This window comes from Glaciimonas sp. Gout2, assembly GCF_035018905.1.
Lineage (GTDB): Bacteria > Pseudomonadota > Gammaproteobacteria > Burkholderiales > Burkholderiaceae_D > Glaciimonas.
The window spans coordinates 67,118-80,133 of sequence record NZ_JASJXA010000004.1 but is presented as its reverse complement, the minus strand read 5'-3'; the positions used below and the strand labels follow the sequence as shown (position 1 = coordinate 80,133).

The 13,016-nt window shown below is 49.1% G+C and carries 8 protein-coding genes; 1 reads left to right on the top strand and 7 read right to left on the bottom strand.

The window, feature by feature from the left end; genetic code table 11:
- Positions 1-2: 2 nt before the first annotated feature.
- The 6 genes from rplC to rpsL form a co-directional block, all read right to left on the bottom strand.
- Positions 3-671, bottom strand: coding sequence for a 50S ribosomal protein L3 (gene rplC / locus QN379_RS04895; protein ID WP_240162494.1), 669 nt, complete (start codon positions 669-671; stop codon positions 3-5).
- A 196-nt stretch (positions 672-867) separates the two neighbouring features.
- The gene (gene rpsJ, locus QN379_RS04890) at positions 868-1,185 is read right to left on the bottom strand and encodes a 30S ribosomal protein S10 (protein ID WP_108441493.1); all 318 of its coding nucleotides are present in this window, start codon (positions 1,183-1,185) and stop codon (positions 868-870) included.
- Positions 1,186-1,280: 95 nt separating this feature from the next.
- Positions 1,281-2,480 carry an elongation factor Tu gene (tuf, locus tag QN379_RS04885; protein ID WP_205322864.1) on the bottom strand — a complete coding sequence of 400 codons (1,200 nt, stop codon included), beginning with the start codon at positions 2,478-2,480 and terminating at the stop codon, positions 1,281-1,283.
- 105 nt (positions 2,481-2,585) lie between these two features.
- On the bottom strand, positions 2,586-4,691 hold the full coding sequence (fusA, locus tag QN379_RS04880) for an elongation factor G (RefSeq protein WP_322233939.1): 2,106 nt from the start codon (positions 4,689-4,691) through the stop codon (positions 2,586-2,588).
- A gap of 126 nt (positions 4,692-4,817) precedes the next feature.
- Entirely contained in the window at positions 4,818-5,288 is a 471-nt protein-coding gene (gene rpsG / locus QN379_RS04875; RefSeq protein WP_108441496.1) for a 30S ribosomal protein S7, read from the bottom strand.
- Between the two features lie 134 nt (positions 5,289-5,422).
- Entirely contained in the window at positions 5,423-5,806 is a 384-nt protein-coding gene (gene rpsL, locus QN379_RS04870) for a 30S ribosomal protein S12 (protein WP_205322873.1), read from the bottom strand.
- A gap of 527 nt (positions 5,807-6,333) precedes the next feature.
- Between rpsL and QN379_RS04865 the strand changes: the two genes are divergently transcribed.
- Positions 6,334-8,202 carry a phosphoethanolamine transferase gene (locus QN379_RS04865; RefSeq protein ID WP_323506145.1) on the top strand — a complete coding sequence of 623 codons (1,869 nt, stop codon included), beginning with the start codon at positions 6,334-6,336 and terminating at the stop codon, positions 8,200-8,202.
- A gap of 377 nt (positions 8,203-8,579) precedes the next feature.
- Here the strand turns inward: QN379_RS04865 and rpoC are convergent, their stop codons facing one another.
- Positions 8,580-12,821 (bottom strand): DNA-directed RNA polymerase subunit beta', encoded by a 4,242-nt coding sequence (gene rpoC, locus QN379_RS04860; protein ID WP_322233949.1) that lies wholly within the window; start codon positions 12,819-12,821, stop codon positions 8,580-8,582.
- Positions 12,822-13,016: the final 195 nt, after the last annotated feature.

Sequence of the window (13,016 nt, the reverse complement as noted above, 5' to 3'; positions counted from 1 at the left end):
AATTAGGCTCCCTTCTTTGCTTTGACTTTAACAGCAGGCATCACGACAACTTGACCGTTCTTTGCACCTGGAACTGCGCCCTTAACCATCAGTAGCTGGCGCTCAGCGTCAACACGTGCGATTTCAAGGTTTTGCGTAGTTACAGTAACGTCACCCATGTGACCGGTCATACGCTTACCAGGGAAAACGCGACCTGGATCCTGCGCCATACCGATGGAACCTGGAACATTGTGTGAACGGGAGTTACCGTGGGTAGCACGACCGGATGAGAAGTTGTAACGCTTGATAACACCAGCGTAACCCTTACCGATTGAAGTACCCTGCACATCGACCTTTTGACCAGCTTCGAACAAACTAGCAGCGATAACGTCGCCGGCAGTCAATTCAGATGCTTTAGCAGAATCGATACGGAATTCTCTTAGGATGGTACCAGCTTCTACGCCAGCTTTGGCATAGTGACCGGCTGCAGCTTTATTCACGCGTGAAGCGCGACGCTGACCGAATGCTACTTGAACAGCGGTATAACCGTCTGTTTCAGGCGTTTTGATTTGAGTCACACGGTTGTTCGATACGTCTACAACGGTAACAGGAATTGATTCCCCATCATCCGTAAAGATGCGCATCATACCAACCTTGCGACCAACAAGGCCTAGGCTCATTGTTTTCTCCATTCCCGCCTACGATTGGGCGGGGCTGATGTTGTACTACTAAATACGTGTGATTGTGGAATCCACGACCACACCGAAGCCGACTAGTATATCCGGGATAAATTTAATTTGCAACACCAAGTTGATCATGGTATGTGCAGAATATATCCCGTTAAATCTTTTTTACAACAGTTGCAACGCAACTGTTGTAAATCAGAAATTACTGCAGTTTGATTTCTACATCAACGCCAGCTGGCAAGTCCAGTTTCATCAATGCATCAACAGTTTTGTCTGTAGGATCAACGATGTCCATCAAACGTTGGTGCGTACGGATTTCGAATTGATCGCGTGAAGTCTTATTAACGTGCGGCGAACGCAAAACGTCAAAACGCTGAATACGTGTTGGCAAAGGTACCGGACCCTTAACGACTGCACCAGTGCGCTTTGCTGTATCGACGATTTCTTGTGCCGACTGATCGATCAAACGATAGTCAAATGCTTTCAGACGAATCCGGATTTTTTGATTTGGAGCAGACATGATTTTCCTTTAAAGAACGACCCTTGAATGAATAGCCATCCAAGGTATATTTAACAACCTGTCCGGCCTAAAGCGCTCCGAACAGGTACACCAACTTATTGTGGATCTGGCAGGATCTTGGCAACAACACCCGCGCCAACTGTACGACCACCTTCACGAATAGCGAAGCGCAAGCCTTCTTCCATCGCGATTGGGTTGATCAACATCACAGTGATCGACACGTTATCGCCCGGCATGACCATTTCTTTGCCTTCTGGCAAAGCGATCGAACCAGTGACGTCCGTGGTACGGAAATAGAACTGTGGACGATAGTTGTTGAAGAACGGTGTATGACGGCCGCCTTCATCTTTCGACAACACATAGATCTCGCCAGTGAAATGCTTGTGTGGCTTGATCGAACCTGGCTTGGCCAAGACTTGACCACGCTCAACGTCTTCACGCTTGGTACCGCGCAACAACACACCGACGTTATCGCCAGCTTGACCTTGGTCTAGCAACTTACGGAACATTTCAACACCAGTACAGGTCGTTTTTTGTGTGTCGCGGATGCCGATGATTTCCAGCTCTTCGCCAACTTTCACAATACCACGCTCAATACGACCAGTCACAACAGTACCGCGACCGGAGATCGAGAATACGTCTTCCACTGGCAGCAAGAAAGCACCGTCAACTGCGCGCTCCGGGGTTGGAATGTAGCTATCCAACGCATCGGCCAGTTTCATGATCGCTTCTTCGCCCAACGGACCTGTGTCGCCTTCCAGCGCCAGCTTCGCTGAACCCTGGATGATTGGCAGATCGTCGCCTGGGAAATCGTACTTGCTCAATAACTCACGCACTTCCATTTCAACCAGCTCGAGCAACTCAGCGTCGTCAACCATGTCTACTTTATTCAGAAACACAATGACGTATGGCACACCAACTTGACGCGCCAACAGGATGTGCTCACGCGTTTGCGGCATTGGACCATCAGCAGCAGAACAAACCAGAATCGCACCGTCCATCTGAGCAGCACCAGTAATCATGTTTTTAACATAATCAGCATGGCCTGGGCAGTCAACGTGCGCGTAATGGCGATTCGCTGTTTCGTATTCTACGTGCGAAGTATTAATAGTAATACCGCGTGCACGCTCTTCCGGGGCAGAGTCAATCGTGCTGAAATCGCGCATGTCGCCGCCGAATTTCTTGGTCAGCACTTTAGAAATCGCCGCAGTCAGTGTAGTTTTACCATGATCAACGTGGCCAATCGTACCGACGTTAACGTGCGGCTTGGTCCGTTCGAATTTACTTTTTGCCATTTTATTCTTCCTTCAAAAGAGCGATTATTCAATGAAATACTGAAATTTTTCAGGCAAATGCCTACCCCTTCCGAGGCGGGCAAAATGCCGTGTCTTACTTATTAATTACTTAGTCTTCGATGTCACGATTGCGTCGATGATGTTCTTCGGCGCTTCGGAGTAATGCTTGAATTCCATCGAATAAGTTGCACGGCCTTGAGTGGCCGAACGCAACGAAGTCGAGTAACCAAACATTTCTGACAATGGTACTTCGGCTTTGATAATTTTGCCGCCACCGCCAGCAATCTCATCCATACCTTGCACCATACCGCGACGTGAAGACAAATCGCCCATTACTGTACCGGCGTAGTCCTCTGGCGTCTCAACTTCAACGGCCATCATTGGCTCCAGAATGACCGGGCTAGCTTTACGGCAGCCGTCTTTGAATGCCATTGAAGCGGCCATGCGGAAGGCGTTTTCGTTGGAGTCAACGTCATGGTACGAACCGAAGAACAGTGTGACTTTAACGTCAACAACTGGATAGCCGGCCAATACACCTGAAGTCAATGTTTCACGAACACCCTTTTCAACTGCAGGAATGTATTCGCGCGGAACAGTACCGCCTTTAATAGCGTCGACGAACTCAAAGCCCTTACCTGGCGCTTGTGGCTCGATCTTCAGAACCACGTGACCATATTGACCACGACCACCAGATTGCTTAACGAACTTGCCTTCAATTTCTTCGCAAGTCTTGCGGATCGTTTCACGATACGCAACTTGTGGCTTACCAACGGTCGCTTCGACGTTAAATTCACGACGCATACGATCGACAATAATATCCAGATGCAACTCGCCCATACCGGCGATGATGGTTTGACCCGATTCTTCGTCGGTACGTACGCGGAACGATGGATCTTCAGCGGCCAGGCGATTCAGAGCCAGACCCATTTTTTCCTGATCTTGCTTAGTCTTTGGCTCAACTGCTTGCGAAATAACTGGCTCAGGGAAGATCATGCGCTCGAGCACAACAATTGCTTTGTCGTCGCACAATGTATCGCCGGTAGTTGTATCTTTCAGACCAACGACCGCTGCGATATCACCCGCCAACATTTCTTTAATTTCTTCGCGTTGATTTGCGTGCATCTGAACGATACGGCCGATACGTTCTTTTTTCTCTTTAACAGAGTTATAAACTGTGTCGCCCGAATTCAAAGTGCCTGAATAGCAACGGATAAAGCACAATTGGCCAACAAACGGATCTGTTGCAATTTTGAATGCCAATGCTGAGAATTTCTCAGTATCTTCTGCTTTACGCACTACTGGCTCATTGTCCTCATCCATACCTGGAACAGGTGGAATATCGACTGGCGATGGCAAGTATTCAATCACGCCATCCAACATTGCCTGCACACCCTTGTTTTTAAAGGCTGTACCGCACATCATTGGAACGATTTCACTAGCGATAGTACGCTGGCGAATCGCCGCTTTGATTTCTTCTTCTGTCAAATCACCTTCGTCGAGGTACTTGTTCATCAGTTCTTCTGATGCTTCAGCAGCCGCTTCGACCATGTTCTCACGCCATTTTTTGGCTTCGGCCATCAGATTTTCAGGGATATCACGGTAGTCAAACTTCATACCCTGAGTTGAATCATCCCAGTAAATCGCTTGCATTTTTACCAGATCGATGACGCCTTCAAAATTTTCCTCGGCACCGATAGGTACTTGCATAGGAATTGGGTTCGCTTTCAAACGCGCACGCATTTGTTCGTAAACTTTGAAGAAGTTAGCACCAGTACGATCCATTTTATTGACAAATGCCAAACGTGGAACTTTGTACTTGTTAGCTTGACGCCATACTGTTTCAGATTGCGGCTGAACGCCACCAACTGCGCAGTACACCATACAAGCGCCATCCAATACGCGCATCGAACGCTCAACTTCAATTGTGAAGTCAACGTGACCCGGAGTATCAATGATGTTGATGTGGTGCGGAGGGAAGTTACCCGCCATACCTTTCCAGAAACAGGTGGTAGCAGCGGAAGTAATAGTGATACCGCGCTCTTGCTCTTGTTCCATCCAGTCCATGGTGGCCGCGCCATCATGCACTTCACCAATTTTGTGGTTCACACCGGTGTAGAACAACACACGTTCAGTGGTTGTTGTCTTACCAGCATCAATGTGAGCGGAAATACCGATGTTGCGATAGCGCTCAATGGGGGTCTTGCGAGCCATGATTTATTCCTAAGTCTTTTAATGCACGAAACCGAGCGCTATTTTTCAATGAAAATATGCGCTCGGCTCGAGCAAATTTCAGATGCGAATAACTGTTTCCATCTCGGGAAACAGCTATCCAGTCTATTAGAAGCGGAAGTGCGAAAACGCCTTGTTCGCTTCTGCCATACGGTGTACTTCATCGCGCTTTTTCATTGCGCCGCCGCGACCTTCAGCAGCTTCGAGCAACTCACCGCCGAGGCGTTGTGGCATCGATTTTTCGCTGCGCTTGTTAGCTGCTTCACGCAACCAACGCATCGACAAAGCCATACGGCGAATAGGACGAACTTCTACTGGCACCTGGTAGTTTGCACCACCAACGCGACGCGATTTAACTTCAACCAGCGGCTTGCAGTTACCAATAGCCAATGCAAACACTTCCAGCGGATCTTTGCCGGATTTAGTTTGAATGTGCTCAAAAGCACCGTAAATAATATTTTCAGCTACCGATTTTTTACCGGAAAGCATCAAGACGTTGACGAATTTCGCAACATCAATGTTACCGAACTTAGGATCCGGCAATATGTCCCGCTTGGGAACTTCACGACGACGTGGCATTTCGATTCCTTTCAATCTTCAGTTGAGTGTGTAGAGCTTTGCTCCTGCACCCTCGCGGACAGCCATCATAGCTAACCACTTACTCGGCCCATTGGGGACCGACACCTGTTTCATCCGGCCTAAGCCTGACGAAATTATTTCTTTGTAGCTTTAGCGCGCTTGGTACCGTACTTCGAACGCGATTGCTTACGATCCTTGACGCCTTGAGTATCCAATGCACCGCGAACCATGTGGTAACGCACACCCGGCAAATCTTTTACACGGCCGCCGCGTAACAACACGACGCTATGCTCTTGCAGGTTATGGCCTTCACCGCCGATGTACGAAATAACTTCGAAACCGTTGGTCAAGCGTACCTTGGCAACTTTACGCAGAGCCGAGTTTGGCTTCTTTGGAGTTGTCGTATAAACACGGGTACATACTCCGCGTTTTTGCGGGCTATTTTCCAGCGCCGGCGATTTGCTTTTTACAACAGCAGATACGCGTGGCTGGCGAATCAATTGATTGATGGTTGGCATCGTTTTTTATCCAACAAAATTACGACGTTAATAACAACAATCCCGAAATCGGTTGTCCGGGATTGGACAGATACTTGCACGAAAAACCCGCGCAGTTCGATTTGGCAATAAAGGAGAAACGCACCACAGCAGGCGTAAGCACACTAAAGAACGTCGAAACCAGTAAAACTTAGAATCGAGAACCCGCGAGTATATCGGCATGAGGCGTTTAGGTCAAGTCTTGCACTACTATATGCATGGGTGTGCAAACTTTGCAACAACTAACGAAAACAAACGCCATACTTTGCTATATTTCGGCCTGAGTCTCTCCCCTCCGTCTCATTATGAATGAATCCCTGACCTTCGCCCTCAACCGCGAAGGAACAGTCCGACTAGAATCATAAGTAACAAGCTAACAACTGGTAGTTTGGTTGTTTATAGCGCGCAAGTGTGCGGCGTTACGGGATAATAGCTTTTCTCTTTTTTCCGTCATCACAATGCCCTACTTGCTGCGCCGAAATAATCTGTTTGTATTAATTACCTATCTAATGTTGTCATTAGTTCCGTTTGCGCCTTGGCTGTTTGGTCAGATAGTGGTCCGGCCGGGCCGGGTCGTCGCAATCGAATTTATCGCCTGGATTACGGTGTGGGGGATTTTCAAACGCCCAGCAATGTTCCATTGGCTGCTGCTGCCCGCATTTATCGCATTACCCGTCGAGCTTTACTTGCGCAAGTTTTATGGACAAGGTATTTCCACGCATCATTTAGGGATCATTGCAGAGACATCTCCAGCGGAAGCAATTGAATTCCTGGGCAATAAAATCTGGCTGCTGGCATTTTTACTGGTGGTTATCATTTTGTGGTGGGGCCTGAGCTGGATTGCTGCGATCCGAACCCGCGATCTGGACTGGCGTGGCGGCTCACGTGGGATGATTTGTGTGTTGGCTTTGGTGGCATTTGGAATTTGGCTGTACGGTGAACAAGTTGGGATTAAGGCATCCCCGTTCGCGTCGCTAATCGTGTCGCAGCCGCTGAGTAAAAGTTCGCCGCCGGATAGCGCTGCGATCATAGCCGTTACTAAAGATGGCGCAAGTAGCGTCCAGACTCCGATGGCGGGAGCAAGCGACATATCGGACGCGGGCCTCACTTCTGTACCAAAGGAGGCCGTAACCTCAATTAAATTAGGCAAGCTACCGAGCTGGGCAAGCATTCCCTTTCAGGTTGAGCCGTTCGGCGCCACTTGGCCGTTCGGACTGGCGGTGCGCGGATACGATTTTTGGAAAGAGCATCGATATTTAGAGGATTTGCAGCACAAGAATCGCAATTTTGCATTTGTTGCGCATCAGGCGAGTCAGCAAGAAACCCCACAGATCGTTGTCATGGTGATAGGCGAATCATCACGATATGATCGCTGGAGTCTGAATGGTTACGCGCGTGAAACTAATCCGCTATTAAAACAAGAACCAAACCTTGTCAGCTTTTCAGACGTGCTTACCGGGGTCGCCGCGACGCGCTTGTCAGTTCCCGTGATGATTTCACGTAAGCCAATCGTACAAAGCTTGCGTGCCGGATTTTCAGAAAAGTCCTTCATCACAGCCTATAAGGAAGCTGGTTTCAAGACCTACTGGATTTCTAACCAAATGTCCTTCGGCAAATTCGATACGCCGATTTCTGTATTCGCCAATGAAGCGAACGTCACACAATTTATCAATCTAGGCGGTTTTACAGATACTTCGAGCTTGGATCAGGCGCTGCTTTCGCCTTTTCAGTCCGCAATTCATGACCCGCATCCAAAAAAACTCATTGTGCTGCATACGCTAGGCAGCCATTGGAATTATAGCCACCGATACCCACAGGCATTCGATAAGTGGCTACCGTCGCTCTACGGCATCTCAAATCCTGCTTATACCAACCTGGGGAACAAGCCAGCGCTCAATAACAGTTACGATAGCTCCGTACTGTATACCGATTGGTTTTTAGAGCAGGTCATTAAGACGCTCAAATCTACTAACCAGCTGACGGCCATGATGTATTTTTCTGACCATGGGGAGACTTTATACGATGGCAGTTGCAAGATCGCTTTCCACGGACACAATACGCAGTTCGAGTTCCATATTCCAGGTCTGATGTGGTATTCAGATGCGTACAAAGTTGCGTACCCAGAAAAAGTAGCGCAATTGATACGTCATAAACGTGCCCGCATCAACACTGAAAATGTGTTTCATTCCTTATTGGATTTGTCGGATATCCGATACCCGGACGAACATCTGGAAAGGAGTTTCCTCAGCAGTAAGCTGCGTCCTCAGAAGCGCTATGTGGACAGTTATGGCTGGTCTGACTACGACAACTCGACCTTTAAAGGCGATTGCAGAGAAGTGAAAGACAACGGCAAGCCCTTAGTGCAATTGAAAGATTAATGGAGGACTAAACAACGCAGTCGGTCGCCTCGTATTTTTTGAATTAAATGCGCAAAGGGCTTAAAGTATAAGAAGTGAATAAGTCTCTTTTACCCCGAATAGAGGACCCTGTAATCCTACTTTTACCATCGTCCTAGCCAAATACCCGCTCCGCATCAACCTACCGGCCCAACGGCATAAATGGGGCATTGCAGCGTCTTTCCACCTCCACGATACTTGACCACCAGCGGTCGGAAAACCAGAGAAGTTAGCCACAACTTCACAGCCCCACTTTTCTATTCCGGTACAGCGCAAGAAACACCGTTGGGTACGCACAAATAAAAACGGCACCGAAGAATATCTTCGGTGCCGTTTTCTATTGAAACGATGCTAACGAATTAAGCTTCGCCGTCAGTCGTTCCCAGTGTTTCCGCTGCGTGCACTTCCGCTTCAGCCTGAAGGTTACGCGCCTGTTGCTCAGATTGCAGCAACGCAGTGCGCTCTTCCGCTTCCCACGTGTCTTTTTCCTTACGTGCACGGTGGAATGCCAGACCCGTACCAGCCGGGATCAGACGACCAACAATGACGTTCTCTTTCAGACCGCGCAGACCATCGCGTTTGCCCATGATCGCAGCTTCAGTCAGGACACGAGTAGTCTCCTGGAACGATGCTGCCGAAATGAACGAGTCGGTCGACAACGATGCTTTGGTAATACCCAACAATACGTTTTCGTAAGTTGCTGGAATCTTGCCGGAAGCAATCACGCGATCGTTCTCATCGAGCAACTCTGAACGCTCAACTTGTTCACCAGTGATGTAATTAGCATCGCCAGCATCAACAATTTGCACGCGACGCAACATCTGACGAACGATTACTTCGATGTGTTTGTCATTGATCTTCACGCCCTGCAGACGATACACATCCTGCACTTCGTCAACGATGTAACGCGCCAATGCTTCAATACCCAGCAAGCGCAGAATGTCTTGTGGATCGGCTGGGCCGTCAACAATCATTTCACCCTTGTTCACCACTTGACCATCATGGACCAGCACTTGTTTGTCCTTAGTAATCAAGAACTCATGCTTGTTGCCGTCCATGTCTGTGATTTCCAGACGTTGTTTACCCTTGGTTTCTTTACCGAATGCCACGGTACCGGTAACCTCAGCCAACATACCAGCATCTTTCGGTGAACGCGCTTCAAACAACTCAGCAACACGCGGCAGACCACCGGTAATGTCACGTGTTTTTTGCGATTCAGTCGGGATACGCGCCAGTACTTCACCAACGTGTACTTGCTGACCATCTTTCACGGTAATCAGCGCACCGACCTGGAAACCAATCGTCACAGCGTGTTCAGTGCCGGATATCTTTACTTCTTGTTCTTGTTCATTCAGCAATTTAACTTGCGGACGAACAGTTTTAGTCACAGAGCCACGACGCTTGGCATCGATAACAACCAATGTCGACAGACCGGTTACTTCATCGATCTGACGTGCAACGGTTGAACCTTCTTCAACGTTTTCGAACTTCACAGTACCGGTGTACTCGGTAATGATCGGACGTGTCAGCGGATCCCACGTTGCCAATGTTGCACCAGCCTTGATCGTCATACCGTCATTAACGATCATCGTTGCGCCGTAAGGCACTTTATGACGTTCACGCTCACGACCATGGTCATCAGTAATCAACACTTCGCCGGAACGGGAAATAACGATTAGCTCGCCCTTACCGTTAGTGACGTAACGCATGGTTGCCGTAAAGCGCACCACACCGTTCGACTTGGCTTCAACACTAGACGCGACAGCTGCACGCGATGCCGCTCCACCAATGTGGAACGTACGCATCGTCAGCTGGGTACCTGGCTCACCAATCGACTGCGCCGCGATCACTCCGACTGCTTCACCGGCGTTAACCAATGAACCACGTCCCAGATCCCGACCGTAACATTGTGCGCACAGGCCATAGCGTGTGTCACAAGTCAGCGGCGTGCGAACTTTCACTTCGTCAATACCCAGACGTTCGATTTCTTCGACGGAGTCTTCGTCAAGCAATGTACCGGATTCGTACAACGTTGCCTGCGTTTCAGGATTCACGATGTCATTCGCAGCAACACGGCCAAGGATACGGTCACGCAACGCTTCGATCACTTCACCGCCCTCAACCATCGCCTTCATGACTGCACCGTTTGACGTGCCGCAATCATCTTCGATCACAACCAAATCTTGGGTAACGTCAACCAGACGACGCGTCAGGTAACCCGAGTTTGCTGTCTTCAACGCAGTATCTGCCAAGCCTTTACGCGCACCATGGGTGGAAATAAAGTACTGCAAAACGTTCAGACCTTCGCGGAAGTTCGCGGTAATCGGCGTTTCGATAATCGAACCATCCGGTTTTGCCATCAAACCACGCATACCAGCCAACTGACGAATCTGTGCTGCGGAACCACGTGCACCGGAGTCGGCCATCATGTAAATGGCGTTGAACGACTCTTGCGTACCTTGGGTGCCGTCGCGGCGAACGACGTCTTCAACCTTCAGCTGTTCCATCATGGCTTTACCGACGTCATCACCGGCTTTGCCCCAGATATCAACCACTTTGTTATAGCGCTCGCCAGCAGTAACCAAACCGGACGAATATTGCTGTTCGATCTGTTTGACTTCTTGTTCTGCAGTAGCGATCAATGTCACTTTTTGTGGCGGGACCAACATGTCGTCCACGCAGATCGAGATACCGGCACGCGTCGCCAAACGGAAACCCGACTGCATCAGTTGATCGGCAAAGACAACGGTCGCACGCAAACCACACTTACGGAACGAAGTGTTGATCAGCTTTGAAATTTCTTTTTTCTTCAACGCACGGTTCAGAACGGTGAATGGCAGACCCTTAGGCAGAATTTCTGACAGGATCGCACGGCCAACGGTCGTTTCGTAACGCTTGATGGTCTTGACGAACTCGCCCGTGACCAAGTCCTTCGGATACTCGGTAATACGGACGGTGACACGGGTTGTCAGTTCGACTTCCTTGTTGTCATACGCACGGATCGCCTCTGAAACATCCGGGAACATCATGCCTTCGTTCTTACCGTTGATCTGTTCGCGAGTAGCGTAGTACAGACCCAGCACGATATCTTGCGAAGGAACGATCGACGGTTCGCCGTTCGATGGGAACAGAATGTTGTTCGACGCCAGCATCAGCGTACGTGCCTCCATCTGTGCTTCGATCGACAGTGGAACGTGGACCGCCATTTGGTCACCGTCAAAGTCGGCGTTAAACGCAGCGCAGACCAATGGATGCAGCTGAATCGCTTTACCTTCGATCAGGACCGGCTCAAACGCCTGGATACCCAAACGATGCAATGTAGGCGCGCGGTTCAACATGACCGGATGTTCACGGATCACTTCTTCCAGAATATCCCACACCACGGAAGTTTGATTTTCAACTTCCTTCTTGGCTGCCTTGATGGTGCTTGCAATGCCCATTACTTCAAGTTTGTTAAAAATGAATGGCTTGAATAGTTCCAAGGCCATCAATTTCGGCAAACCGCACTGATGCAATTTCAGTTGTGGACCAACCACGATCACTGAACGACCAGAGTAATCGACGCGCTTACCCAACAAGTTTTGACGGAAACGACCGCCCTTACCCTTAATCATCTCAGCCAACGACTTCAGCGGACGCTTGTTGGCGCCAGTCATTGCCTTACCGCGACGACCGTTATCCAGCAACGAATCGACAGCTTCCTGCAACATCCGTTTTTCATTACGCGTAATGATTTCCGGCGCGCGCAATTCCATCAGGCGCTTTAGACGATTGTTACGGTTGATGACGCGACGATAAAGATCGTTCAGATCAGAAGTGGCGAAACGACCACCATCCAGCGGTACCAGCGGACGCAATTCTGGCGGCAGCACTGGCAACACTTCCATGATCATCCAGTCCGGCTTAATACCCGAACGCTGGAATGCTTCCAGCACTTTTAGACGCTTGGAATATTTCTTGATTTTGGCTTCTGACTTGGAATCTTTCAAGTCTTGACGCAAAGTTTCAGCTTCGCGATCAATATCGATCGCGCGCAGCAATTCACGGATACCTTCGGCGCCCATGAATGCCGTGAAGTCATCACCGTATTCTTCGTATTTAGCTGCGTAGTCGTCTTCCGACATAATCTGGCAACGCTTCAGCGGCGTCATGCCTGGATCAGTAATAACGTACGCTTCAAAATAGAGAACGCGTTCGATATCCCGCAACGTCATGTCGAGGACCATACCCAAACGTGACGGCAACGATTTCAAAAACCAGATATGTGCAGTTGGCGATGCCAATTCGATGTGGCCCATGCGCTCACGACGCACTTTTGCCAGCGTGACTTCAACACCACACTTTTCGCAGATTACACCGCGATGCTTCAGACGCTTGTACTTACCGCACAGGCATTCGTAGTCTTTGATTGGGCCAAAAATCTTGGCGCAAAACAGACCATCGCGCTCAGGCTTAAAGGTACGATAGTTGATGGTTTCTGGCTTTTTTACTTCGCCATAAGACCATGAACGGATTTTATCTGGCGACGCGAGGCCAATTTTGATTGCGTCGAACTGTTCATTTTGCTGAACTTGCTTGAATAAATCGAGCAGTGCTTTCATGTATCACTCCAGGTTGGCGTGAAAAAACTAAATTCTTTTATTAGTACGGTGGGCTGTTTCTCTCATTATTCACAAATGAGGGGGCAACTTTCACCGACCTTTTAGCTGCTAGTTGAATCAGTTGTGGGACAGGGTCATTTGGCGCCTATTTTAGTAGTCAGCCGCATAAACACTGTCCCACAATGGATCAAAATC